Origin of the sequence: Desulfoferula mesophila (genome assembly GCF_037076455.1) — a bacterium.
Classification (GTDB): domain Bacteria; phylum Desulfobacterota; class Desulfarculia; order Desulfarculales; family Desulfarculaceae; genus Desulfoferula; species Desulfoferula mesophila.
Genome location: NZ_AP028679.1, coordinates 1,310,557 through 1,333,346, shown reverse-complemented (window position 1 = coordinate 1,333,346; position 22,790 = coordinate 1,310,557). Strand labels below are relative to the sequence as shown.

At 64.2% G+C, this 22,790-nt stretch carries 27 protein-coding genes; 14 read left to right on the top strand and 13 right to left on the bottom strand.

The genetic code is table 11. The features are described from left to right. Positions 1–28 precede the first annotated feature (28 nt). The gene (locus tag AACH32_RS05840) at positions 29–880 is read right to left on the bottom strand and encodes a methylenetetrahydrofolate reductase (RefSeq protein WP_338605845.1); all 852 of its coding nucleotides are present in this window, start codon (positions 878–880) and stop codon (positions 29–31) included. A 453-nt stretch (positions 881–1,333) separates the two neighbouring features. Here AACH32_RS05840 and AACH32_RS05835 point away from each other — a divergent pair, with 453 nt between their 5' ends. The 8 genes from AACH32_RS05835 to AACH32_RS05800 all read left to right on the top strand — a co-directional run bounded on the left by AACH32_RS05835 (position 1,334) and on the right by AACH32_RS05800 (position 5,856). Next, positions 1,334–1,651 (top strand): DUF134 domain-containing protein, encoded by a 318-nt coding sequence (locus tag AACH32_RS05835; protein WP_338605844.1) that lies wholly within the window; start codon positions 1,334–1,336, stop codon positions 1,649–1,651. A 185-nt stretch (positions 1,652–1,836) separates the two neighbouring features. Next, positions 1,837–2,568 (top strand): DUF134 domain-containing protein, encoded by a 732-nt coding sequence (locus tag AACH32_RS05830; RefSeq protein ID WP_338605843.1) that lies wholly within the window; start codon positions 1,837–1,839, stop codon positions 2,566–2,568. After that, positions 2,565–3,443, top strand: coding sequence for an ATP-binding protein (locus tag AACH32_RS05825; protein ID WP_338605842.1), 879 nt, complete (start codon positions 2,565–2,567; stop codon positions 3,441–3,443). The genes AACH32_RS05830 and AACH32_RS05825 overlap by 4 nt, the downstream gene beginning before the upstream one ends. Further along, on the top strand, positions 3,436–4,320 hold the full coding sequence (locus AACH32_RS05820; RefSeq protein ID WP_338605841.1) for an ATP-binding protein: 885 nt from the start codon (positions 3,436–3,438) through the stop codon (positions 4,318–4,320). The genes AACH32_RS05825 and AACH32_RS05820 overlap by 8 nt, the downstream gene beginning before the upstream one ends. Positions 4,321–4,376: 56 nt before the next feature. Continuing rightward, the gene (locus tag AACH32_RS05815) at positions 4,377–4,754 is read left to right on the top strand and encodes a NifB/NifX family molybdenum-iron cluster-binding protein (protein WP_338605840.1); all 378 of its coding nucleotides are present in this window, start codon (positions 4,377–4,379) and stop codon (positions 4,752–4,754) included. 40 nt (positions 4,755–4,794) lie between these two features. After that, positions 4,795–5,199: an iron-sulfur cluster assembly scaffold protein gene (locus AACH32_RS05810; RefSeq protein WP_338605839.1), complete on the top strand. Its 405-nt coding sequence runs from the start codon at positions 4,795–4,797 to the stop codon at positions 5,197–5,199. A 14-nt stretch (positions 5,200–5,213) separates the two neighbouring features. Next, positions 5,214–5,462 carry an FmdB family zinc ribbon protein gene (locus AACH32_RS05805; protein WP_338605838.1) on the top strand — a complete coding sequence of 83 codons (249 nt, stop codon included), beginning with the start codon at positions 5,214–5,216 and terminating at the stop codon, positions 5,460–5,462. A gap of 13 nt (positions 5,463–5,475) precedes the next feature. Then, the gene (locus tag AACH32_RS05800) at positions 5,476–5,856 is read left to right on the top strand and encodes a hypothetical protein (RefSeq protein WP_338605837.1); all 381 of its coding nucleotides are present in this window, start codon (positions 5,476–5,478) and stop codon (positions 5,854–5,856) included. A gap of 73 nt (positions 5,857–5,929) precedes the next feature. Here AACH32_RS05800 and gabT read toward each other — a convergent pair whose 3' ends face one another. From gabT to AACH32_RS05750, 10 genes are all read right to left on the bottom strand, one after another. After that, a complete protein-coding gene (gene gabT / locus AACH32_RS05795) occupies positions 5,930–7,240 on the bottom strand; it encodes a 4-aminobutyrate--2-oxoglutarate transaminase (RefSeq protein ID WP_338605836.1) in 1,311 nt (436 codons plus the stop codon). A 4-nt stretch (positions 7,241–7,244) separates the two neighbouring features. Further along, positions 7,245–8,423: a M20/M25/M40 family metallo-hydrolase gene (locus AACH32_RS05790; protein WP_338605835.1), complete on the bottom strand. Its 1,179-nt coding sequence runs from the start codon at positions 8,421–8,423 to the stop codon at positions 7,245–7,247. Positions 8,424–8,433: 10 nt separating this feature from the next. Continuing rightward, positions 8,434–9,141: an ABC transporter ATP-binding protein gene (locus AACH32_RS05785; RefSeq protein ID WP_338605834.1), complete on the bottom strand. Its 708-nt coding sequence runs from the start codon at positions 9,139–9,141 to the stop codon at positions 8,434–8,436. After that, positions 9,128–9,916 carry an ABC transporter ATP-binding protein gene (locus AACH32_RS05780; protein WP_338605833.1) on the bottom strand — a complete coding sequence of 263 codons (789 nt, stop codon included), beginning with the start codon at positions 9,914–9,916 and terminating at the stop codon, positions 9,128–9,130. The genes AACH32_RS05785 and AACH32_RS05780 overlap by 14 nt, the downstream gene beginning before the upstream one ends. Beyond that, a complete protein-coding gene (locus AACH32_RS05775; RefSeq protein WP_338605832.1) occupies positions 9,916–10,896 on the bottom strand; it encodes a branched-chain amino acid ABC transporter permease in 981 nt (326 codons plus the stop codon). The genes AACH32_RS05780 and AACH32_RS05775 overlap by 1 nt, the downstream gene beginning before the upstream one ends. Next, a complete protein-coding gene (locus tag AACH32_RS05770) occupies positions 10,896–11,777 on the bottom strand; it encodes a branched-chain amino acid ABC transporter permease (RefSeq protein ID WP_338605831.1) in 882 nt (293 codons plus the stop codon). The genes AACH32_RS05775 and AACH32_RS05770 overlap by 1 nt, the downstream gene beginning before the upstream one ends. Positions 11,778–11,877: 100 nt before the next feature. After that, entirely contained in the window at positions 11,878–13,101 is a 1,224-nt protein-coding gene (locus tag AACH32_RS05765; RefSeq protein ID WP_338605830.1) for an ABC transporter substrate-binding protein, read from the bottom strand. Positions 13,102–13,239: 138 nt separating this feature from the next. Further along, complete coding sequence (locus AACH32_RS05760; RefSeq protein ID WP_338605829.1) at positions 13,240–14,505, bottom strand: ArgE/DapE family deacylase; 1,266 nt, start codon at positions 14,503–14,505, stop codon at positions 13,240–13,242. Next, positions 14,505–14,840 carry a hypothetical protein gene (locus AACH32_RS05755; protein ID WP_338605828.1) on the bottom strand — a complete coding sequence of 112 codons (336 nt, stop codon included), beginning with the start codon at positions 14,838–14,840 and terminating at the stop codon, positions 14,505–14,507. Before AACH32_RS05755 ends, AACH32_RS05760 begins: the two co-directional genes overlap by 1 nt. Positions 14,841–15,028: 188 nt before the next feature. Next, the gene (locus tag AACH32_RS05750; protein WP_338605827.1) at positions 15,029–16,792 is read right to left on the bottom strand and encodes a sigma 54-interacting transcriptional regulator; all 1,764 of its coding nucleotides are present in this window, start codon (positions 16,790–16,792) and stop codon (positions 15,029–15,031) included. A 676-nt stretch (positions 16,793–17,468) separates the two neighbouring features. On the opposite strand from AACH32_RS05750, the gene AACH32_RS05745 reads away from it, so the two are divergent. From AACH32_RS05745 to AACH32_RS05730, 4 genes are all read left to right on the top strand, one after another. Beyond that, positions 17,469–18,416: a dihydrodipicolinate synthase family protein gene (locus tag AACH32_RS05745; RefSeq protein WP_338605826.1), complete on the top strand. Its 948-nt coding sequence runs from the start codon at positions 17,469–17,471 to the stop codon at positions 18,414–18,416. A 156-nt stretch (positions 18,417–18,572) separates the two neighbouring features. Next, the gene (locus AACH32_RS05740) at positions 18,573–19,088 is read left to right on the top strand and encodes a cysteine hydrolase family protein (protein WP_338605825.1); all 516 of its coding nucleotides are present in this window, start codon (positions 18,573–18,575) and stop codon (positions 19,086–19,088) included. A gap of 94 nt (positions 19,089–19,182) precedes the next feature. Beyond that, positions 19,183–19,434 carry a glutaredoxin family protein gene (locus AACH32_RS05735; protein ID WP_338605824.1) on the top strand — a complete coding sequence of 84 codons (252 nt, stop codon included), beginning with the start codon at positions 19,183–19,185 and terminating at the stop codon, positions 19,432–19,434. Then, complete coding sequence (locus AACH32_RS05730) at positions 19,431–19,763, top strand: ferredoxin-thioredoxin reductase catalytic domain-containing protein (protein ID WP_338605823.1); 333 nt, start codon at positions 19,431–19,433, stop codon at positions 19,761–19,763. The genes AACH32_RS05735 and AACH32_RS05730 overlap by 4 nt, the downstream gene beginning before the upstream one ends. A gap of 72 nt (positions 19,764–19,835) precedes the next feature. Here the strand turns inward: AACH32_RS05730 and AACH32_RS05725 are convergent, their stop codons facing one another. Continuing rightward, positions 19,836–20,018 carry a hypothetical protein gene (locus tag AACH32_RS05725; protein ID WP_338605822.1) on the bottom strand — a complete coding sequence of 61 codons (183 nt, stop codon included), beginning with the start codon at positions 20,016–20,018 and terminating at the stop codon, positions 19,836–19,838. A gap of 237 nt (positions 20,019–20,255) precedes the next feature. Between AACH32_RS05725 and AACH32_RS05720 the strand changes: the two genes are divergently transcribed. Both AACH32_RS05720 and AACH32_RS05715 read left to right on the top strand, forming a co-directional pair. After that, positions 20,256–21,614: a DUF1015 domain-containing protein gene (locus AACH32_RS05720; protein ID WP_338605821.1), complete on the top strand. Its 1,359-nt coding sequence runs from the start codon at positions 20,256–20,258 to the stop codon at positions 21,612–21,614. A 19-nt stretch (positions 21,615–21,633) separates the two neighbouring features. Continuing rightward, complete coding sequence (locus AACH32_RS05715; protein WP_338605820.1) at positions 21,634–22,353, top strand: tRNA1(Val) (adenine(37)-N6)-methyltransferase; 720 nt, start codon at positions 21,634–21,636, stop codon at positions 22,351–22,353. Here AACH32_RS05715 and AACH32_RS05710 read toward each other — a convergent pair. Next, positions 22,331–22,786, bottom strand: a complete 456-nt coding sequence (locus AACH32_RS05710; RefSeq protein WP_338605819.1) for a DUF721 domain-containing protein — start codon at positions 22,784–22,786, stop codon at positions 22,331–22,333. The genes AACH32_RS05715 and AACH32_RS05710 overlap by 23 nt on opposite strands. Between the last annotated feature and the right edge of the window lie 4 nt (positions 22,787–22,790).

The following is a 22,790-nucleotide window of genomic DNA, read 5'->3' as shown; positions in this document are numbered from 1 at the left end:
GCTGGCCCCCCCTGGGGGCTCATACACCTTACTGGGTTGCTAGGTCGAGAATCTGGGGCAGGCGGTCTTCCCAACCCGCAGTGATCAACAGCGCCCCCCCGCAAAGGCTCTTGAGTCCTTGCACGGTCTCGGCGGCTATCTTGACGCATTCGGCCGGCCGGTCGCTGGCCGAACGGATGCGCTTGATGGTCTCTTCGCTGATGTTCACGCCGGGTACGTTTTGATTGAGATAGCGGGCCATGCCCACCGATTTGAGCAGCAGAACGCTGGCGATGAGCGTGGCTCCCGAGCCCTTGAGCTCGGCGGCCAAGGGTGCGAACGCCTCCAGGTCGAAAACCGGCGGAGCGATAATGAAGGAAGCGCCCTTGTCCACCGCGGCCTTGGCCCCCGCGGCGTCCTGGAACGAAGCCACCGAGGCGCCCAGACAGAACTGGGGCTTGCCCAGCAGTTGGCGGCCTCCCAGATCCTGTCCGCCGGACAGGCTGGTGGCCGCTTCCAGGAACTCGGCGGGAGTGAGGTCATTGACCGCCTTGGCCCCAGGTTGGTCGCCGTGCTCGATGGGTTCGCCGGCCGTGGCCATCACGTTGCCCAGGCCCAACACGTGGGCGGCCAAAAGATCGCCCTGCAGGGCCAGGCGGTTGCGGTCGCGACAGGAGAACTGCACGATCACGTCCAGGCCCAGGTCCGCTAGCACCTTGGCCCCGGCCAACGCGGCCAGACGCATCACCGCGTGGCTCAGGTCTGGCACCAGCACGGCGTCCACCCGACCCTTGAGGTGGCGACCGTTATCCGCGAAGGTGGCCAAATCCACGCCCTTGGGCGTTTCCATTTCGGCCAAGTACACGAAACTCTTGGTCTTCAACTTGTCTGCGAAAGCCATTTGCTTTCCTTCCCAAGTTTGGCGTGGGGCCCAGCCCCGAGTTAGCACCCAGTCCGCCTGTCAAAATGAACCAATATTTAATTAAGAATCAAGCAAGCTGTCTTATTAGGACGGACTGAAAATTGAGCGAGGCTTCATGATTTCTTTCTGAGGCAAATTACCTCTGGATGACCTCTTTATAACTAGAAACCTTGCATACTCCTATCTAAATTTGGTTTCAAGAAATAATTGTGAATAATTTAGCATTAAGTAAGCGTTTTAATATATATTTAATTACTTTTATTTAAGGCTTATATGCTTGGTATTATAGGTAAACATATGCCAAGCATTTTTAGGAAGCCTTGCCCGGAGCCATAAAGGGCCCGATTTTTATTTGGAACATGTTTCATTTGTTTTCTTGCCTTCCGCCCGGCCGCAGGGTATAAACGAAATATATTGCAAAAGGAAATCCGCATGCCCCGCCACAAAAAACACCGCATGGTCAGGGCCATCCCGCCGGTGTCCTTTTTCCGGCCCCAGGGGGTTCCGGTGCACGACCTCAAGGGAGTGGTCATCCCCCTGGAGGGTCTGGAGGCCCTGCGCCTGGCTGACGCCGAGGGATTGGACCAAAAATCGGCGGCGGCAAGAATGGGGGTCTCAACCGCTACGTTTTGCCGCATTTTGGGGGGAGCGCGCTTCGCGGTTGCGCGCGCCCTCTGCAACGGCTGGTCCATACGCATAGAGGGGGGAGTGTACCAGATAAGGCCGCCCCATCCGGGCAAGGGAGGTTAATTACCTATTAATAATATTAAATTTATCTGAATCCTAGCAATACGCCCCCTTTCCGCCGCAACCATACCTCTAGCAAGCCAATCGGATTAGTATAGTTAAGCTCATATGAGCATTTTCGAGTTGACAGCCTTCAACTTGGGAGTATCATTGTTTTGCGCATAGGAGCAATTCAATGGAGAACCGCAGTGCCAAGACCCCGTAAATGCCGCTGGGTGCAAAACAAGCCCCCCATCGCCTATTTCAAGCCCCGGGGAGTTCCCATGCGCGAGCTTACCGAGGTGAACCTCACCGTGGAAGGAGCCGAAGCCCTGCGCCTGGCCGACCTGGAAAGCCTTAGCCACCAGGCAGCGGCGGAGCGTATGAAAGTTTCGCGCCACACCTTCGGCCGGGTGTTGGCCGAGGCCCGCCGGGTGGTGGCCGAGGCGGTGGTTCTGGGGCGGGCCTTGCGCATCGACGGAGGTGACTACGCCGTACGCTCGCGCAAAGGCCAGCCATCTTCCAAGCCGGATCGGAATGATTTACCGGCAAAAGAATTGGAGAACGATATGAACAAGATCGCCATTAGCAGCGAAGGACCGACCTTGGACGACCTGCTGGACCCTCGTTTTGGGCGAGCAGGCGGTTTCGTGATCTACGACCCCGAAACCAAGAAGATCGAATACCTGAACAACGGCACAGCCCAGAGCATGGGCCAGGGCGCCGGCATCCAGGCAGCCGAGACGGTGGCCAAGGCAGGGGCCAGGGTGCTACTCACCGGTTACGTGGGCCCCAAGGCCTTCCAAGCCCTGGCGGCGGCGGGAGTAAAGGTGGGCCAGGACCTGGAAGGGCTCACCGTTGGCCAAGCCATCGAGCGATATGAGAGCGGCCAGGTGGAGATCGCCGACGGCCCCAACCGCGAGCAAGGGGGCCGCGCATGATACTGGCCGTGGCCAGCGGCAAGGGAGGCACCGGCAAGACCACCGTCTCCGCCTCCCTGGCCTCGGTGTGGCCCACTCCGGTGATTGCCGTGGACCTGGACGTGGAGGAGCCCAACCTCCATCTGTTCCTGCGCCCTGAGATTCAGGGAAGCGAAAAGGCCTACATGGAGGTTCCCTTGGCCGACGAGGACAAGTGCACCGCCTGCGGGGCCTGCTCGGACATCTGCCAGTTCAAGGCCATCAGCCTCCTGGGCGATGTGCTGATCACTTTCCCGGAGATGTGCCACGGTTGCGGGGCCTGTCTGGAGGTATGCCCCGCCGGGGCCCTGACCCCGGATCGCCGGGAGTTGGGCGAGGTTAGCTGGGGCCAGGCCGGAAAGATGGGCTTTTTCATGGGTCGCCTCAGGGTGGGCGAGGCCATGAGCCCGCCCCTGATGCGCTTTGTGCGGGCCAAGGCGGCAAAGCTTGCCACGGCCAGCGCAGCCGACATGATCGTGGACTGCCCGCCGGGGGTAAGCTGCCCGGCGGTGAACGCGGTGATGGACGCCGACGTGATCCTCCTGGTCACCGAGCCCACCCCCTTCGGGCTCTATGACTTCCGCCTGGCCCACGAGGCCTTCGCCCCCATGAACAAGCCCATGGCCGCGGTGATCAACCGGGCCGGGCTGGGCGACGATGAGGTGCAGCGCTACTGCCGCAGGCACGATCTGCCCATCCTGGCCGAGATACCCTATGACCGCGAGGTGGCCCAGGCCTATTCTCAAGGACAGATAGTGGCCCAGGCCACCCCGGCCCTCAAAGTGGCCTTCGAGGACCTGGCCGCCCAGGTCCGGTGCGTGGGCCCCAATTCACCCTGCGAGGCGGCTCATGCCTGAAATACTCATCATCAGCGGCAAGGGCGGCACTGGCAAGACCTCCATAACCGGGGCCCTGGCCCATCTGGCCAAAAACAAAATCATCTGCGACCTGGACGTGGACGCCCCGGACCTGCATCTTCTGCTCGCGCCCCAGGCGATTCAGGTCCACGATTTTTACTCGGGCAACGAGGCGATCATCGATCCGGAGTTGTGCACCTACTGCGGCCTTTGCCAGGAGAAATGCCGTTTCGAGGCCATAATCGAAGACGGCGAGGCCTATCGGGTGGACCCCCTGAAGTGCGAGGGCTGCAAGCTCTGCGTCAGCCTGTGCCCGGCCGAGGCCATCGCCTTTCCCCAGCGTCACTGTGGCACCTGGCAGGTGTCAGACACCCGCATGGGGCCCATGGTGCACGCCCAACTCTTTCCAGGCCAGGAGAACTCGGGCCGCCTGGTGGCCCTGCTGAGGCAGCACGCCCGCGAGCTGGCCCAGGAAAAGGGCTACGAGCTGATCCTCAGCGACGGCCCTCCGGGCATCGGCTGCCCGGTGATCAGCTCCATGTCGGGTACCGACCTGGCGGTGCTGGTCACCGAGCCCACCCCCTCGGGCCGCCACGACCTGGAGAGGGTGTTGGAGCTTTGCCGCCACTTCAAGGTTCCGGCGGGGGTGATCATCAACAAGTGCGACATCAACGCCGAGCAGAGCCGGTCCCTGGCCGACTATTGCGCCCGCGAGGGCCTGGAGCTGTTCGCCGAGCTGCCCTTTGATCCGGCCATGGTGCAGGCCATGGTGCGGGGTCAGGTCATCACCGAATACCAGAAAGACGGCCTGGCCGGGGAACTGGCCCGGGCCTGGGAAAAAATAATGCAAACGGCCGAGCGTAAAAAGGCGGCCTGAGACCAACCGGCGACGGCCGCCACGGCCGCCACGACAAAACTTGAGGAGATAACGAAATGACTGGATTAGTAGCTCTACCTTCCAACGCTCCCGGCGGCATGGACGCCGGACTGGGCGCCCACTTCGGCCACTGCGACCTTTACACCTTGGTGGAAGTTGAAGACGGCCAGATCAAAAGCAGCAAGGTGGTGCCCAACGTGCCCCACCAGCAGGGCGGCTGCATGGCTCCGGTGCAATACCTGGCCGGGCAAGGCGTCAAAATGCTCATCGCCGGGGGCATGGGCATGCGTCCCTTGATGGGCTTCAACCAGGTGGGCATCGACGTCTACTTCGGCGGCAACGCCACCACGGTCAACGAAGCTGTGCAGGCCCTGTTGCAGGGTTCCCTGCCGCGCTTCACCCAGCAGTTCACCTGCGGCGGCGGCGGGCAGTAGCCCCGGCGCGGCCCGAGCTAGGCAACATAGGGAGACCAAGGTGTCCACACATGACAACCCCTTGCCCGGTCAGGTTGATCAAAAATTCCTGGCCCACGCCCAGTTGCCCCGCAACCTGGGGGTGTTGAGCGACGCCACCGGGCAGGCCACCGAAGTGGGTCAGTGCGGGGATTCGGTGGACGTGTTCATCAAGGTGGAGGGGGACACCATCACCAAAATGAAGGCCAACCCCCATGGCTGCCTCTATACGGTGGTGTGCGCCAGCGCTTTGGGCGATCTGGTCCAGGGCCGCAGCTTGGAACAAGCCCTGCAACTGGAGCCCGAGGACGTGGAAAAGGAGCTGGGCGGCCTGCCCGAGGACCACAAGCATTGCGCCCGCTTGGCGGTGAATACCCTGGGCGAGGCCATCGCCGACCACTACCGCCGCAAGGGCGTCAGGACATAAAGGAGGAAAGGCCCATGCCCATCTTCGAGATCAGTTGCGCCGCCTGCGGCTACAGCGGGGAGCTGTTGCTCATGAACAGCGCGGACCCCCTCAGCTGTCCCCAGTGCGGGGGGAGCGAGGTGCAAAAGATGATGTCCGCGCCCAGTTCCCTAACCGGCAGCCAAAAGCAGGCCTTCCCCGGCCAAGGCGACCACGGCTGTTGCGGCTCCACCCCCGGCCACGCCGGGTGCGCCGGACCGGGCTCTTGCTGCGGCAAGGCCTGAGCGAGGAGCTAGGATGTACAAAGTATTGTTGAGCACTCTGCGCCCCCAAGACCTGGCCGGGCTGGCCGCGGGATTGGAAAAGGACGGCCGGGCCTTGCTGGCCTGGGCCCAGGACGAGCCGGAGACCCTGACCCTGGCCCAGGAGTTGAGCCCCCAGTTGGTGGTGATAGACGGCCGGGGCCGTGAGAAACAGGCCCTGGGCCTGGTGTCCAAGCTGCTGATGGTCAACGCCATGATCAACACCGCGGTGGTCACGGCCGTGGACGAAGAAGAGTTCCACGAGACCGGCGAGGGCCTGGGCATCCTGATGCCCCTGTCCCCCGCCGCGGGAGACGAGGCGGCCAAGGCGCTGATGGACAAGCTGGCCTCGGTGGCCGGGCCGCCCCCGGCCTAAGCCAAACCCAAGCACGCGAAACGGGGCCTGGAGAATTCTCCAGGCCCCGCATTTTTTTAAGGCGCGCGGTCTATTACTTGCCGCTTACCAGGGCCAGGCCCTTTTCGATGATGCCCAGACCCTCGTCCAGCTGGTCGTCGCTGATGACCAGGGGCATGAGGGTGCGGATGATGTTGCCGTAGCGGCCGCAGTTAAGGGCCAGCAGGCCGTTCTGGTGGCAGTAGTCCACCAGCTTCTTGGCCTCGTCGCCGGCGGGCTCCTTGGTCTTGGGATCGCGCACCAGCTCCAGGGCCAGCATGGCCCCCAGGCCGCGCACCTCGCCGATCAGGGGGTACTTCTCGGCCATGGCCTCAAAGCGTCCCCGGGCCAGCTCGCCCACCCGCTGGGCCTTGGCGCACAGGTTTTCTTCCTCCACCACTTCCAAGACGGCCAGGGCCGCGGCGCAGGAAACCGGGTTGCCGCCGTAGGTGCCGCCCAAGCCGCCCACATGGGGCGCGTCCATTATTTCGGCCTTGCCCACCAGGGCGCCCAGGGGCAGGCCGCCGCCCAGGGACTTGGCGGTGGTCATGAGGTCGGCGGCCACCCCGAAGTGCTCCATGGCGTAGAGCTTGCCGGTGCGGCACAGGCCGGTCTGCACCTCGTCGGCCACCATGACGATGCCGTGCTTGTCGCAGATCTGGCGGATGACGCCGAAGTACTCCTTGGGCGGCACGATGAAGCCGCCCTCGCCCTGCACCGGCTCGGCCACGATGCAGGCGGTGTTCTCGGCGGCCACCTCCTTGAGGAAGAAGTCCTCCAGGGCGTGGGCGCAGCGCAGCCCGCAGGAGGGGTAGCTCAGGCCGTAGGAGCAGCGGTAGCAATAGGCAAAGGGAAGGCGGTAGACCTCGGGCGCGAAGGGCCCGAAGCCGAACTTGTAGGGCTTGACCTTGCTGGTCATGGTCATGGTGAGCAAGGTGCGGCCGTGGAAGGCGTCGTCAAAGACGATCACGCCCTGGCGCTTGGTGTAGGAACGGGCCATCTTGACCGCGTTCTCCACCGTCTCGGCCCCGGTGTTGACGAAGATGGTCTTCTTGGGGAAGTCGCCGGGGGTGAGCTGGTTGAGCTTTTCGGCCAGCTTGATGTAGCCCTCGTACATGAGCACGTTGAAACACACGTGGGTGAAGCGGGCGGCCTGCTCCTGGATGGCGGCCACCACCTTGGGGTTGGAGTGACCCACGTTCATCACCCCGATGCCGCCGGCGAAATCCAGATAGCGCTTGCCGTCCAGGCTCCAGACTTCGGCGCCCTGGGCCTTGTCGGCGAAATACGAGTTGGCATTGGAGACGCCCTGGGCGACCGCCTGGGCCCTCCGCTCGGCTAGCTGCTGCATGTCTTGTTGTGTCATGGCTTCATTTCCCTGCCTTGATCCCGCACAGATCGGCGATCAGCGCGGTGTAAACCCGACAAGCGGTTATCACTTGGTCAACGGGCACCACATCCCCGGGGGTGTGGGCCAAAAACTCATTGCCCGGCCCGAAGCCCACGCAGGGGATTCCGGCCTGATTCAAAAAAGTGCCGTCCACGCCAAAATACCAGTTACCCGGCTCCCCCGCTTGCCCCATGACCGCTTCCCGGGCCCGGAACATGGCCGCCACCACCGGCTCGTCGGGCTCGGTGAACATGGCCGGGAACCACTTGAGGGGCTCCAGGGTGGCCTGGAACTCCGGGTCCTCGGCCGCCAGGGCGTCCACCAGGACCTGGAAGCCGGCCAGCAAGCCCTCCTGGGTTTCCTCGGGCAAGAAGCGGCGGTCCACGATGAGGTTGCAGCGGTCGGGCACGATGGGGGTCAGGGCTCCGGGGCTGGCGTTGATGTCCAGCACGGTCACCGTGGCCGGGCCCAGCACCGGGTGCTCGGGCGGCTGGTATTCGCGGCGCAGCGCGTTGATAAAGTCGTTCATCTTGTAGATGGCGTTGATGCCGCCCTGGGGAAAGCCCCCATGGCTGGTGCGGCCCTGGGTGGTGACCTGCATCTCGAACTTGCCCCGGTGGCCCAGGTAGACCTGGAGCCCCGTGGCCTCGCCGCTCACCGCGAAGTCGGCGGTGAGCCCGTTCTTGAGCAGGTGGCCGATGCCCTCGCCCCGGGCCATCTCCTCGCGGGCCACGCAGGTGACGATCAGCTCGCCCTTTTGAGGAAAGCCCAGACCGCGGGCCGCGGCCCCGGCGTAGACCATGGCCGCCACCCCGGCCTTCATGTCGCTGGCCCCCCGGCCCTGGATCATCTGGCCGTCGTAACCGTGGGGCCGGCCGTCCACGATGGCCCCGGAAAAGGGATCGGGCATCTCACCCACTCCGGCGTGGTCGATGTGGCCATTGAACAACAGGCGGGGCCCCGGCTCGGCGCCCTTCATGATCCCCACCACGTTGAACAGCTCGTCGGTGTAGACCTCGTCGTAGCCCAGGGCCTCCATCTCGGCCTGGATCACCTTGCTGATGGCCTCCTCCTCCCGGCTCAGGCTGGGGGTCTGGATGAGGCGGCGGGTGAAGCCGGTCAGCCGCTCGGAATCCACGGCTTGGCTGAAATCAAGCATCTCGCAAGTCCTAATGGCCCAAATAGGCCCTTTGCACGTCCGGGTTGGCCGCCAGGGCCGCGCCGGTGTCTTCCATGGTTACGTGACCGTTCTCCAGGATGTAGGCGCGGGTGGCCACCTTCAGGGCCCAGCGGGCGTTCTGCTCCACCAGGAGAATGGTGATGCCCTTTTCCTTATAGATTTGCTGGATCACGTGATAGATGGCCTCGCGCACCACCGGGGCCAGGCCCAGGCTGGGCTCGTCGAGCATCAGGAGCTTGGGCTCGGACAGCAGGCCACGGGCGATGGCCAGCATCTGGGCCTCGCCGCCGGACAGGGTGCCGGCCAGTTGGGTGCGGCGCTCCTTGAGGCGGGCGAACAGGTCGAAGACCTCCTTCAGGTCCTTGGCCACCCCCCTCTCGTCGCGGCGGGTGAAGGCGCCCATGCGCAGGTTCTCCGCCACCGTCAGGTCGGGAAACACGGCGCGGCCCTCGGGCACCTGGATGATGCCGTGGTTCACGATCAGGTGGCTGGGCTGGTTCTGGATCTCCTGGCCCTGCCACATGATCTTGCCGGCCATGGCCCGGTTGATGCCCGAGATGGTCTTGAGCAGGGTGGACTTGCCCGCCCCGTTGGAGCCCAACAGGGTGACCAGCTCGCCCTCCTCCACCCTGAGGCTCACGTCGTGCAGGGCCACGGCCTTGCCGTAGGCCACCTTCAGGTTCTCAATGTTGAGCATCGCTGTCTCCTCCCAGATAGGCCTCTACCACCATGGGGTCGTTGTAGACCGTCTCCGGCTCGCCCTCGGCGATCTTCTCGCCGTAGTGCAGCACGATCAGGCGGTGGGAGATGCCCATGATCACCTTCATGACGTGCTCGATGATCAGGATGCTGGTGCCCTGGGCGTTGATCTTTTGGATCAGGTCTATCTGCCCGGTCAGCTCGGCCGGGTTAAGGCCGCTGCTGGGCTCGTCCAAGAGCAGCAGCTTGGGGTTGGTGGCCAGGGCCCGGGCGATCTCCAGGCGCTTGGTCAGGGCGTAGGGCATGTTGCCCGCCTGCTCGTCGCGGTATTTGGTGATGCCCACGAACTCCAAGAGCGAGTCGGCGGTGGCGCAGGCCTGTGCGTCTTCGGTGAGCGCGCAGGCCCGGCGGAAAAAGCTGTCCCACACCAGGTGCCAGGGGCCCTTGCGACGCCGGTCCACCATGGCCGCCAGGACGTTCTCCAGGGCGGTGAGGCGGCTGAAAATGCGCACCACCTGGAAGGTGCGGGCGATGCCCAGGGTGTTCACCGTGTGGGCCTTGTCGTGGGTGATGTCCTTGCCGTTGAAGGTGATGCTGCCCGAGCTGGGCGGGAAGGCCCCGGAGATGAGGTTGATCAGCGTGGTCTTGCCCGCTCCGTTGGGGCCGATCAGGCCCAGTATCTCGCCCTGCTCCAGGTTGAAGCTCACGTCGTTGACCGCGGTGAGCCCCCCGAAGTGCTTGGTGAGCCTTTCGGTGGTGAGTATGGCGCCCATCAGCGGCCCCCTTTCATTCTGTCCCAAGCGCTCTTGATGACCCCCACCAGGCCTTCGCGCATGAACAAGATGGTCAGGATCAACAGCAGGCCGTAGATGATCAGCCGGATGTCCAGCTTGAGCACGTCCTCCAGGGAGCGCAGGGCCTCGGAGAGGAAGGTGAGGCTCACCGCCCCTAGGATGGGCCCGGCGATGGTGCCCAGGCCGCCGATCATGGCCATGGTCAGGATGTCGAAGGTGTTGTGCAAGGCCAGCAGCTCCGGGCTGACCAGGCGGGCGAAGTGGGCGAAGAGCCCGCCCGCGAAGCCGGCGAAAAAGGCGCTGATGGTGAACACCGCCAGCTTGTAGGAGCTGGGGTTGATGCCGACGCTCTGGGCCCCGGCCTCGTCGTCGCGCATGGCCTGCAGGGTCACCCCGAACTCCGAGCCGATCAGGCGGCGGATGCAGAACAGGGTGAACAGCACCCCGGCCAACACCACGAAGTAGTAGTCGCGCTCAAAGTAGAACTGCATGCGCCATGAGCCGATGTGGATGGGGGTGAGCATGGGCACCCCGCTCAGCCCCAGGGAGCCCCGGGTCAGGTCCACCCAGTTCATGGCCACCAGGCGCAGGATCTCGGCGAAGCCGATGGTGGTGATGGCCAGGTAGGGGCCGCTGAGCCTGAGCGCCGGGAAGCCCAGCAAGAAGCCGAAGGCCGCGGCCATCAGCCCCCCGGCGAACAGTCCCAGCCAGGGGCTCAGGCCGGTCTGCATGGCCAGGATGGCGCTGGTGTAGGCGCCGATGCCGTAGAAGGCGGCGTGGCCCAGGTTGAGCTGGCCGGTGTAGCCGGCCAACAGGTTCCAGCTCAGGGTGAGGATGGTGAAGATGCCCGCCATCACCAGGATGTGCATGTAGTAGCGGTCTTCCACCACGAAGGGGACGGCGATGAGCACCGCCAGGGACACCGCCCACAGGAGCAATTTCCTAAGCCGCACGCTCATCAGGCACCTTCCTTACGGCCGAAGAGCCCGCTGGGCTTGACCAGAAGCACCACGATGATGATGAAAAAGCCGATGGCCTGCTTGTATTCCATGGCGATGTAGTTGCCGCCCAGGGCCTCGGCCACCCCCAGGATCAGGCCGCCCCAGATGGCGCCGCGGATGTTGCCCATGCCGCCCAGGATGGTGACCGCGAAGGCCTTCAAGGTGGGCAGCGCCCCCATGGTGGGGTAGATGGCGAACAGGGTGCCGTAGAGCACGCCGCCCACGCCGGCCAACAGGGCCCCGATGCCGAAGGTGAGGCGGTAGACCTGGTTGATGTTGATGCCCATCAGCTGCGCCGCGAAGCGGTTCTGGCTGGTGGCCCGGATGGCCACGCCCATGCGGCTGCGGTTTAGGAACAGCTCCAGGCAAACGATGGTGATCCCGGCGAAGAAGAAACAGAACAGCCTGAGCAGGCTGGTGGAGGCCAGGCCCAGATGGACGGTGGTGCCGCCGAAGGGGTCGCCGATCATGCGCGGGGTGGCCCCGAAGAAAAGCTGGGCCAGGTTGTCCAGCAAGATGTACAGGCCGATGGAGACCATGATCATGTCGATGTCGGTCCAGCGGGTCATCAGGGGCCTGAACACCAGGCGTTCGGTGACCACGCCCAAAAGACCCACCACGGCGGCCGCGGCCACCACCGAGCCGATCCAGCCCAGCCAGCCGCCCACCCAGGCCATGACGAACACGGCGGTGTAGGCGCCCACCATGGAGTAGTCGCCCTGTGCGAAGTTGGAAATTTTCATTACCCCGAAAATCATGGTCAGCCCGATGGCGATCAGGCTGTACACGCTTCCGGTTATCAGGCCGTTCAGGACCTGTTGCACAAATAGGGAGTCCATAGCGGGCACCACTTCCGGGGGCCGCCCGGGGCGCGGCCGGGTTTTTTATAAGGAGTCCGGGCCGCCCCGCCGAAGCGGGGCGGCCGGCCTCACCGAGGGCTTACTTGCACTTACGCTCGGCCCAAGGCTTGGGGTTCTCGTACTTGGCCGCGGCCCGGTCCATCGGGAAGATGATCTGGGTGTCGGGCTTGCACTTGTCGTCCAGCTGCACCTGCACCACCGAAGGCAGCACGGTATAGACCTGGCCGTCCTTGCCGAACTTGATGGTGCCCTGGGACAGCTTCATGTCCGTGGTCTTGAGGGCGTCCTTGATCTTGGCGCGATCCTTGACCAGGTCGCCGCCGGGCTTGCCGGCGCGCTGGATGGCGTCCAGGATCACCTTGAGGTTGTCGTAGCCCTGGCTGGAGAAGATGCCGGGGCGGGAACCGGGGTACTTGGCCTCGTAGGCCTTCACGAAGGCGGCGGTGACCGGGTCCTTCATGGCCTTGGTGGGCTCCAGCGAGCTGCCCATGGCGTACTGGCTGATGGGGCCGGTCATCTTGAAGTAGGCCTGGGTGAACTGGCCGCCCACGCCGATCCACTGGGTCACGAAGTCCAGCTCCTTGGCCTGCTTCTGGATCAGGGCCGCCTCGGTGGTGGAGGCGATGTTGAACACCACGTCGGGCTTGAGCTCCTTGAGCTTGCTGATCTGGGTGGTGAAGTCGGTGTCGCCGATCTCGAAGTACAGGTTGGCCACCATCTTGGCGCCGATCTTCTTGGAGGCCGCTTCCCAGATCTTCTGGCCGTCGCGGCCGTAGTCGGAGTTCTCCATGAAGAAGGCCACCACCTTGGGCTTTTTGACCTCGGCCAGCCACTTGTTGACGCCCATCAGGAACATGGGGCTGTTGGGGCTGGTGCGGAACACGTACTCGTAACCGCGGTCGGTGATGGTGGGGCTGATGGCGATGGCCACCACGTCCGGGGTCTGCTCGAAGTGACAGAACTCGCTGGCGGCGATGTTCACGCTGGAGCAGTAGCCGCCGCCCACCACCAGGACCTTGTCCCGGGTGACCAGCTTCTTGACCGCGGCCAGGCCCTTGTCGGGCTTGCACTCGCTGTCGCCGTAGACGATTTCCACCTTCTGGCCAAACAGGCCGCCCTTGGCGTTGACCTCGTCCAGGGCCAGCTCCATGCCCTTTTTCATTTCGCCGGCGTTAAAAGCCAGCGAGCCGGTAAAGGGTCCCAGGATGCCGACCTTGATGGGATCGGCGGCCGAGGCCGGCCCGGCCACGGCCAGACCTACCAGCAGAAACAGGGCGGTCAGCAAAACGACTGACTTCTTCATAAACTTTTCCTCCTTGTTTGGCCGGCTGCTCCCCTCCCAGGGGCCTCCCGCCCGGCCGGTCAGCTTTTTCCGGCCATGTTGCTAAGAAAAACCTCGATTTTTCCTCACGGGGCTCGCGCCCCTTCACTGACTCCCTCGTTACTGCACCAGGCCGCACCAGCGGGCCAGGAACAATGCGTAAACCTTGGCGGTGTAGACCATGCTCTCGATGTTGACCCGCTCGTTGGGCGAGTGGATGTTCTCGGCCACCGGACCGAAGCAGGTGGCCTGGGCCCCGCCGTAGACGATGAAGCTGCGCAGATCGGTGGTGCAGGTGCAGGCGTAACTGGGCGCCTCCCGGCCGCTCAGCTCCCGGTGACAGTCGCTCACCAGGCTCAGAGCGGGCAGCTCGCGGCTCACCCGGTGGCCCTCGGAACGGAAGCCGTAGAACTCCACCCGGGGCGGGTTGGAGCTGAGCCAGGGATCGGCCTCCGCCGCCTGGGCCAGGCAATCCCGCACCGCCTGGGCGGCCTGTTCAAAGCTCATCTCCGGGAAAAAACCCAGGCGGCAGTGGAACTCGGCCATGGCGGGCACGGTGGAGGGCCAGTCGCCGCCCTGGATCACCCCGATGTTGAGGTGGGCCGGATTGGCCACGTCGGCAAAGTCGACCGGCTTGTCGGCGTTGATCCGCTTTTCCAGATCGCGCAGCGCCTTCATCAGATAACAGCAGGTCTCGATGGCGTTGACCCCGCCGCTGGCGTCCAGGGTGTGCTTGGCCACCCCGGTGATCGAGACCTTGAACCACATCACCCCCACCTGGCTGGTGAGGATGGTGGATCCGAAGGGCTCGGGGATGAGCGCCGCGTCGGCGTCAAAGCCCGCCACCAGACAGGCCAGGGCCCCGTTGCCGGTGCACTCCTCCTCGATGACCCCCTCCAGGGTCACCGGCGCGGCCAGGCCCAGCCCGGCCTTGGCCACCGCCTTGATGGCGCAGGTCATGGCGGCCACGCCGCCCTTCATGTCGCCGGCCCCCCGGCCGTGGAGCCAACCGTCAACTACCACCGGCTGGTAGGGGTCGCGCTCCCAGCGGTCCAGGGGCTCCTGGCTGACCACGTCCAGGTGGCCGTTGAAGATGGCGCTCTTGCCGCCGCTCGCGTCGGCGGGCCGGGTGGCGGCCAGGCTGTAGCGGCCCTCCTGGCTCCATGGAGTGGGGGCGAAGCCGGGGTGGGCGGCCACCTCCGGGGCATCCATGGCCGCGCGCACCGGGCTGAGGCCCATGGCGCTCATCTCGTTTTCCATCACGTCCAGGGCGCCCTGCTCGTGCTCCACCACCGAGGGTTGTGCCACCAAGCGGCAGGCGAAATCCAGCATGTCTTCCTGGAGGCTTTCCACCGCCTCCGTCAGGGCCAGCTCTTTGTTGTCCATCAGCGTCTACCTAATTCCTGGCTTTCCGCCGGCTCGGCGGCCTTGCCGCCGGAGCGGGAGGGATAAATGCTCTTGAGCCGGGTGAAGCCGTTTTCCGTTAGGGCGATCACCAACCTGCGCGCCCGCTCCGGGCTGGTGCGCACCAAGAACACCGCCGGTTCTTCCTGGTTGATGCGCTCGATGTCGATGCCTTGTTCTCCATCCAGCAACAGGATGGCCCGCGCTTGGTCCAGCCTATCCCGGCCAGGCCCCACCTCCAGCAAAACCTGGGCTCGCCTGGCGTCACTGAGCAGGGAAGAAGCCAATGCGTCAAAAGAAACCACTTGTTTGCTCACCCACGGGTCACACCATTGTTGAGCTGCCAATAAAGCAACATGTGTGCCACAGATGCAACTAGTTGATTTAACGCGTTTAATACAAGACTGAAAGGGCGTAGTTGATGCAGAGTTGAAACGTCTATGCGGATTCGAATCTTAATGCTGAGGCTTAAAAGCCCGAAATCTATAACTAAAGCACTTTGGTGCTATTTTGCAACGTGTTGCGTTTTTGCACCAAAAAGCCCGTATCGCTTGGCCTTACGCGACAAAGTGGAATGATTTACCCCCAGGGCCTCGGCCGCTGAACGCTGGCTGCCGTATTCGGCCAGCGCCCTGGCGATCACCTCGCGCTCGGTGCGGGCCACCGCGGCGGCCAGGTCCCAGGCCTCGCCTTCACCTTCGGGCGATAGCTCGAAGGGGGTTTGGCGTATCTCGGCGGGCAGGTCGTCCGGGGTGATGGTGTCGCCCGGGGAGAGCACCACCAATTGCTCGATGAGGTTGGCCAGCTCGCGCACGTTGCCCGGAAAGGCGTAGCGCCGCAGGCGATCCACCGCCGCCGAAGACAGCTTCATCTGCTTGCCGCACTTTTGGTTGAAGATGTCCAGGAAGTGGGCGATGAGGTGGGGGATGTCCTCGACCCTCTCGCGCAGGGGCGGTAGGTGGATGGGCACCACGTTGAGCCGGAAGTAGAGGTCCTTGCGGAAGGCGCCCGCGCGCACCATTTTTTCCAGATCGCGGTTGCTGGCGGCCAGCACCCGCACGTCGATCTTGCGCGGGGCGGTGGCCCCCACCGGCACCACCTCGTTGTCTTCCAAAAAGCGCAGCAGCTTGGCCTGCATGAGCAGGGGCAGCTCGCCCACTTCGTCCAGGAAAAGCGTCCCCCCGTCGGCCAGCTCGAAATAGCCGGTCTTGCCCTCGGAGAGCGCTCCGGTGAAGGCGCCGCCCACGTAGCCGAACAGCTCGGCCTCTATAAGGGAAGACGGGATGCCCCCGCAGTCCACCCGCACCAGAGGGCCTTCGCTGCGCGAGGAGGCCCTGTGTATCAGCTTGGCCAGCACGCTCTTGCCCGCCCCGGATTCACCCTGCAGCAGCACGCAGGAGTCCACCCGGGCCACCTTCATGGCCATGTCGAAGATGCGCCGCATCACCTTGGAGCGCATGACCAAGCGGGAGCTCAACTCGTCCTGGCGGTGGATATGGGTCAGCTCGGAGCGGTATTGGTCGGTGAGGGCCCGGCTCTGCTCCAGCTCCTCTTGCAGGCGTTTCATGGCCGTGAGGTCACGGGCGTTTATGACCACCAGGCTGATCTCGCCGTTTTCATCCAACACCGGGTTGCCGGTGACCAGCACCTGGCGGCCGTCCTTGGACTGCTGGATCAGCGAAACCGCCGCCTGCTGTTTGAGCACCTCCAGGGTAACCGAGCGGTCGAAGTAGCCCGCCTCCACCAACTCGGAGACGTTGCAGCCGATGACCTCCTTGGCGTTGACCCCGGCGAAGCGCTCCGAGGCCGGGTTCACCCGGACCACCTTGCCCTCGGCGTCGCTGATCCACAGGCCGTCGTAGGAGGAATCGATTATCACGTCCAACTGCTCGCTGAGTTGGCGGTAGGCGTGCAGCTCGCTCAGGACTCTTTCGTACTCGGTGGCGTCCTGGAACACGCTGATCACCCCCACGATCTCGCCGTCCAGATAAACAGGAGTGCGGTTGCCGAAGATCATGGTCCCGCTCCGCGAGGTGGTGCGCCGCCCCACCTGGGGCTCGCCGGTGACCAGAACCTGGCGCATGTCCTCCCAGACCTCGGGCTCGAACTCGCCGTAGTTGCGGCCCAGCACCTCCCTGGGGTCGTGCTCGGTCACCCGGCCGGCGGCGCGGTTGAACACCACCACCTCGCCGGTTTCATCCACCAAGAGGATGCCGTTGTGGGCGGAATCCAGAATTTCGCGCAGCAGGCTGTAGTCCTTGCGGGACACGATCCATAGGCCTCCCGCCCCTCGCGGGGGCTAGGGCAAGTAACTGCGGGGTTGCCGTTGGTGTGATTATTCTACCATCGCGTGGGGGGCCCGGCGCCAGATGCTTGACCGGGCGCGCTCCGCCCGGCCCGAGATGGCGGGGTTCAAGGGTCGATCGCAGAGGGGCGGACCCTTTTGGCAGCACCTTCTTACTTCAGTAGTTAATTAGGTTTTATTTTACTATGTAAATATCATTGTTTTTTATTTGATTTTTCTTGCTTATCCCGTTTATCACCGCGCCGCGACCCGAAGATTTTCGCGCACGTATATTTTATGTTTATTATCAGGAGTTTCTACTGGGCCATGCGTTGCCATACATTATTAGCTGTTTCATGGTGTTGTCAGTTGGCGCGCGCTTGGCTACCCTTAGCTAATATCCTTCACGACCAAGCGCCGTTCCGCTTTATTGACGGCCGTATTGCGCCCAGCTAAATATTCATATTGCGAATATACTGGTTCATAAATATCTTGACTCGTTTGGCCCCCAAAGCTATGCTTTTCCCATAACCCGGCTTGCGCGCTACCCGCTTTAGTCATTTAAAGACTCGTTTTTGGCTGGGTGCGACTCCAATGACTAGCGGATCACGGTTTCCAGAGAATGCCCCCGGCCGCCGCCGGAAAGAAGGCGATACCAGACATGGACAGGATGAAGTTGGCCCCGGTAAGAGGGGTGCTGCCCCCGGTGGTGACCCCGTTTGTGAACGAAGAGCTGGACCTCCCGGCCTTTGAGAACAACCTGCGGGCCCTGAACCGGACCGGGCTCAGCGGCTACGTGGTGCTGGGCTCCACCGGCGAGAGCGTCTACCTGGACGAGCACGAAAAGGAGCTGGTGTTGGCCGCGGCCCGCGAGGCCGCCGCGCCGGGCAAGCAACTGGTCATGGGCACCGGGCAGGAATCCACCCGGGCGGCCATCCACCTGACCCGTCTGGCGGCCAAGCACGGGGCCGACTTCGTCCTGGTGGTCACCCCGGCCTATTTCAAGGGCCAGATGACCCCCGAGGCCCTGATGACCCACTTCACCCGAGTGGCCGACGATTCGCCCATACCGGTTCTGCTCTACAACGTGCCCCAGTTCACCGCCCTCAATCTGGCGCCCGAGGTGGTGGCCCAACTGGCCCAGCACCCCAACATCCAGGGCATCAAGGACAGCACCGGCGACATCGCCCAGCTGACCGAGATCATCCGCCTGGTGCCCCGGGATTTCGCGGTGCTGGTGGGCAGCGACACCGTTTTCTACCCCGCGCTGTGCGTGGGGGCCACTGGCGGGGTGCTGGCCACCCCCAACGTGATTCCCGACATGTTGGTGGAGTTGTTCAGGCTTTTCCTAGAGGGCGATCACCGCGCGGCCCTGGGCCTGCAACGGCGCATCAACCCCCTAGCCAACCTGGTCATCAGGGAGTACGGTATTGGAGGCCTTAAACTGGCCATGGACATGACGGGTTTCCAAGGCGGGGGGGTGCGCTCGCCCCTGATCATCCCCCACGGGGCGCGGGGCCGCCTCAGCGCCGAGCTGGCCAAACTCAGGCCCGACATACACCCCCAGCCGGAACAACCCACTTTGCCGATGGATCCCGGGGACGAGTAGGCACCTCCCGCCGAGCTTGTCCCGCCACCCACCAGGGCCCAGCCGCCAGGCTGGGCCCTAACTATTGCCGGGCCGGAGGCCGGCCTCGCTCGGCCGGGGCTTGTACCCCCGTGACGATGCGGGCTAGAATATCCCTCACAACCCGGAGGAATTCCCGTGTCCCATGCCCTGATCATCGTAGACATGCTGCATGATTTCATCGATCCCCAAGGGGCCCTGTGCGTGCCGGGCGCGGTGGGGATTGTGCCGGCGGTGAGGCGGGAGTTGGAGCGGGCCCGCGCCGCGGGGGAGACGATCATCCACGTCTGCGACGCCCACGACTCCGACGACCGCGAGTTCGAGCGTTTTCCGCCCCACGCCGTGGCCGGCAGCGCCGGGGCGGAGATCATCGGTCAGCTAGCTCCCCGTCAGGGAGAGTTGGTGGTCACCAAACGGCGCTACAGCCCCTTTTACGACACCGAGCTGCACGATCTTCTCAAAGAGCTGGGGGTGAGCCGGGCCACGGTGGTGGGGGTTTGCACCCATATCTGCGTGATGGAGACGGTGGCCGGCCTGGCCAACCGGGACCTGGCGGTACGGGTCGTACGGGATGCGGTGGCCGATTTCGACCCCGAGCTGGCCCAGGCGGCGCTGAGGCGCATGGAGAGCCTGTTCGGGGCCGAGATCGTCTGAGGAAGGCCTGGCCGTCCGGCCTTGGGTGGCGCCAAGGACGATGGTATGCTTATATAAAAAATACGCCCCAGCAACCCTTGGAAAGGAAGCTCACATGACCCCCCCGGTTAAACTATTCGCCCTGAGCACCTGCAGCCATTGCCGCAACACCCGTAAGTTCCTGGACGACAACCAGGTTCCCTACGACGTGGTGGAAGTGGATCTCTGCCCGCTTGAGGAGCGCGAGGACGTCATCAACGAGGTGCGCAAATACAACCCCGCCACCTCCTTCCCCACCCTGATCATCGGCGACAAGGTGATCGTGGGCTACCGCGAGGGCGAGATCAAGGAGGCCCTGGGGCTATGACCGCCCAAGAACTCTACGAGATGCTCAAAAAGGTGCAGGAGCCCAAGGGCTACTACTTCAGCGACGACATGGAGCGCACCATGGGCCTCATGGAGGGGCTTTTGGCCAACAAGGAGCGCTACGGCTACATGTGCTGCCCTTGCCGCCTGGCCTCGGGAGACCGGGACAAGGACGCGGACATCATCTGCCCCTGCGCCTACCGGGAGGCCGACGTGCTCGAGTACGGCTCCTGCTATTGCAACCTGTACGTGAGCCGGGCCTGGAACCAGAACGAGGTGCCCCACGACTACGTGCCCGAAAGGCGGCCCCCGGAAAAGATGCCTTACTGAGCCGCCCCCCCGAAAAACGATGGGCCGGACCCCAAGCGGGGCCCGGCCTTTTTTATGGCTCTGGGATAGTGTTTAGCCGTTATCCAGGGTGCATTGGGTAAAGTCGATCTTCTCCGAGCAACCGGTGCAGTAATGCTCCTTGTCGAACTCGTCCGAGAAGATTTCCTTTTCCTTGCCGCAATTGGGGCACTTGCAAATGAAGGATTTCAACTGTTTGTTGGCCTCGAAACCAGGGCAATGACGGGGAGTGGTCACAGCATGCTCCTTTGTCCGGGTGAAGGCCCGCCGCGACCGGGCGCCGAGCCTACAAATTGCACGGAAACGATTGGGTTATTCATTAATATTGCAGCGCTGGGTTGTTGCGGTCAAGGGTTCATTACAGGGGCCAGCCAAGGCTTGCATCTGGGTGAAGATAGGTGTAGTTAATACGCTTTAGCCGATCTACCCACGCTTTGGTGGTTGCACCCATAAACATTTTGGAGGACGTTCCAAATGCCTGTGGTGGCTCCCTTTCGGGCCGTACGCTATAACCCGGCAAAAGTCTCCGACCTTGCCGACGTGGTGACCCCGCCCTACGACGTGATCAGTCACGAACAACAAGAGTCGTTCTACGCGACCGACCCTTACAACATTATCCGCTTGGAGCTCAACAAGAAGCGCGACAGCGACACCGCCCAGGACAACCGCTACACCCGCTCGGCCGAGCATTTCAAGGCCTGGCGCGAGCAAGAGGTGCTGGTGCGCGATGCCTCGCCCGCTTTTTATCTGTCGGAGACCACCTACACCGACGCGGAAGGCAACCAGCAGGTGCGCCGGGGCTTTTTCACCATGCTGCGCGTGGCCGACCTGAACGAGCGCAAGGTGCTGCCCCACGAGAAAACCTTTACCGCGCACAAGGAAGACCGTTTCCAGCTCACCAAGGCGGTTGAGGCCAACATCTCGCCCATCTTCGCGCTCTACCCCGACGACCTCAACGAAGTGATGGCCGCCCTGGACCAGGGCAAGGAGCCCGAGCCCCTCAACGACTTCGTGGACCCCATGGGCCTGCCCCAGAAGCTCTACCGCATCAGCGATCCGGAGGCCTGCCGCCGGGTGCAGGAGCTCATGGAAGACAAGGTGCTGTTCATAGCCGATGGGCACCACCGCTACGAGACCGCCCTCAACTACCGCAACTACATGCGCGAGTTGCACCCCGAGGCCGGTCCCGACGCCCTATTCAACTACACCCTCACCTACCTGTGCTCCATGAGCGACCCAGGGCTGACCGTATTCGCCTGCCACCGCCTGGTGCCCCGCCTGGACGGTTTCGGGGCCGAGGATTTCCTGGCCCTGGCCAAGCCCTACTTCGACGTGCGCGAGGTGAATCTGGACGGCGACCCGGAGGCGGCCAAGGCCAAGCTCACCGAGGCTCTGGCCCAGGCCGACGCCAAGAGCAACAGCATGGGCCTGGTGTCCCACGACACCGTCAAGGCCTATTTGCTCACCCTCAAGCCGGGGGTGATGAGCCAGGAGGCCGGCCCCGACGTGGAGGGCCCCCTGGCCGACCTGGACGTGGTGGTGCTCACCCATCTGGTGTTGGACAAGATTCTGGGCTTTGACAACAACGCCCGGGACCAGGACCACACCATCCGCTACCTGGCCGACATGACCCACGTGTTGCAAGAGGTGAAAAGCGGGCGCTCCCGTTTGGCCTTTTTACTCAACCCCACCAAGGTGGAGCAGGTGCAGCGCGTGGCCGAGGCCGGGCTGATCATGCCCCGCAAGGCCACCTACTTCTACCCCAAGGTGCTCACCGGCCTGGTCATCAACCTGCTCTGCCACGACGAGCAGGCGCAAGACTGCCGAAAGTAGCGGCACGGTCCCAGGCGGCGTGGAGCCCGACCCCACCACCCACGACCGCCTGGGGCGTCACTATTTGGAGCAGCCCGCCAAGGGCTTCCGTTTCGCCATAGACAGCGTTCTGCTGGCCGCCTTCGCCACCCCGGCCCCGGGCCCGGTGGCCGATCTGGGGGCGGGCTGCGGGGTGCTGTGCGTCCTGCTGGCCGCGCGGGGTCTGGCCGGGCCCTTCACCGCCCTGGAGCTGGACCCCACGGCCGCCGCCTGTTGCGAGCGCAACTTCGCCCGCGCGGGCCTCACCGGCCAGGTGCTGGTCCACGACCTGGCCCAGCCCCACCCCGAGCTGCGGCCCGCCTCCTGCGGCCTGGTGATCAGCAACCCGCCCTTTGGCCAACCCGGCCGGGGCCGCCTCTCGCCCGACCCGGCCCGGGCCCGGGCCCGGCACGAGCTACGGCTCACCGCCGACGACCTGTGGCAGCGGGCCCGGGAGCTGCTCAGGCCCGGCGCGCGCCTGGCCCTGTGCTGGCCGCCCGGCCGCCTGCCCCAGGCCCTGGCTGGGCTCATGGACAACGGCCTGGCCCCCCGGCGGCTGCGCCTGGTGCACGGCCGGGCCGAGTTGCCCGCCAAGATAGCGCTCATCGAAGCGGTGAAAGACGGCGGCGAGGAATTGAACGTGGAGCCGCCCCTGATCGTCTATGCCCAGGGGCAGGACTACACCCCCGAGGTGGCGGCTATTTACCGGACGCTTTGCTAGCCCGGCGGCAGGCCCGGCCCAGAGATGCCAGGGCCTCGCGCAGCTCGGGGTTCCGGACCCGGGCCACGGCAGTCTCTACCTGATCCCGCTCCCCGGCATCGAGCTCGGGCAGGGGCGCGGGCGGAGGAGGAGGCGGGGTCAGGCTGGGGGCGCTCACCAGCTTGAGGCGCTGAACCGGATGACCGGCCTGGGCCAGCTTTTGGCAGAGCTCGGGCCCCATGAGGCTCAGCTCCTGCTTCCAGGCCGCCCCGGACACCGCCACCACCAGCACTCCCCCCTTTTCCAGCGATACCGGCAGAGCCCGGCGGGCCAGGCCTTCCCCCGCGGCCACGCGCCAGGCGGCCAAAAGCTGGGCCGAAGGCAGCCGCTGGGCCAGGGAGCCCGGCAGGGTCGCGCCCAATATCTGTTTCAGGCTTTGGGGTTCACGCGGCATGGGA

Bases quoted from the DNA above. Each gene is read 5' to 3' on its own strand.
- AACH32_RS05840 (WP_338605845.1), bottom strand. From the start codon at position 880: ATGGCTTTCGCAGACAAGTTGAAGACCAAGAGTTTCGTGTACTTGGCC.
- AACH32_RS05835 (WP_338605844.1), top strand. From the start codon at position 1,334: ATGCCCCGCCACAAAAAACACCGCATGGTCAGGGCCATCCCGCCGGTG.
- AACH32_RS05825 (WP_338605842.1), top strand. From the start codon at position 2,565: ATGATACTGGCCGTGGCCAGCGGCAAGGGAGGCACCGGCAAGACCACC.
- AACH32_RS05820 (WP_338605841.1), top strand. From the start codon at position 3,436: ATGCCTGAAATACTCATCATCAGCGGCAAGGGCGGCACTGGCAAGACC.
- AACH32_RS05815 (WP_338605840.1), top strand. From the start codon at position 4,377: ATGACTGGATTAGTAGCTCTACCTTCCAACGCTCCCGGCGGCATGGAC.
- AACH32_RS05805 (WP_338605838.1), top strand. From the start codon at position 5,214: ATGCCCATCTTCGAGATCAGTTGCGCCGCCTGCGGCTACAGCGGGGAG.
- AACH32_RS05800 (WP_338605837.1), top strand. From the start codon at position 5,476: ATGTACAAAGTATTGTTGAGCACTCTGCGCCCCCAAGACCTGGCCGGG.
- gabT (WP_338605836.1), bottom strand. From the start codon at position 7,240: ATGACACAACAAGACATGCAGCAGCTAGCCGAGCGGAGGGCCCAGGCG.
- AACH32_RS05790 (WP_338605835.1), bottom strand. From the start codon at position 8,423: ATGCTTGATTTCAGCCAAGCCGTGGATTCCGAGCGGCTGACCGGCTTC.
- AACH32_RS05785 (WP_338605834.1), bottom strand. From the start codon at position 9,141: ATGCTCAACATTGAGAACCTGAAGGTGGCCTACGGCAAGGCCGTGGCC.
- AACH32_RS05780 (WP_338605833.1), bottom strand. From the start codon at position 9,916: ATGGGCGCCATACTCACCACCGAAAGGCTCACCAAGCACTTCGGGGGG.
- AACH32_RS05775 (WP_338605832.1), bottom strand. From the start codon at position 10,896: ATGAGCGTGCGGCTTAGGAAATTGCTCCTGTGGGCGGTGTCCCTGGCG.
- AACH32_RS05770 (WP_338605831.1), bottom strand. From the start codon at position 11,777: ATGGACTCCCTATTTGTGCAACAGGTCCTGAACGGCCTGATAACCGGA.
- AACH32_RS05765 (WP_338605830.1), bottom strand. From the start codon at position 13,101: ATGAAGAAGTCAGTCGTTTTGCTGACCGCCCTGTTTCTGCTGGTAGGT.
- AACH32_RS05760 (WP_338605829.1), bottom strand. From the start codon at position 14,505: ATGGACAACAAAGAGCTGGCCCTGACGGAGGCGGTGGAAAGCCTCCAG.
- AACH32_RS05745 (WP_338605826.1), top strand. From the start codon at position 17,469: ATGGACAGGATGAAGTTGGCCCCGGTAAGAGGGGTGCTGCCCCCGGTG.
- AACH32_RS05735 (WP_338605824.1), top strand. From the start codon at position 19,183: ATGACCCCCCCGGTTAAACTATTCGCCCTGAGCACCTGCAGCCATTGC.
- AACH32_RS05730 (WP_338605823.1), top strand. From the start codon at position 19,431: ATGACCGCCCAAGAACTCTACGAGATGCTCAAAAAGGTGCAGGAGCCC.
- AACH32_RS05720 (WP_338605821.1), top strand. From the start codon at position 20,256: ATGCCTGTGGTGGCTCCCTTTCGGGCCGTACGCTATAACCCGGCAAAA.
- AACH32_RS05710 (WP_338605819.1), bottom strand. From the start codon at position 22,786: ATGCCGCGTGAACCCCAAAGCCTGAAACAGATATTGGGCGCGACCCTG.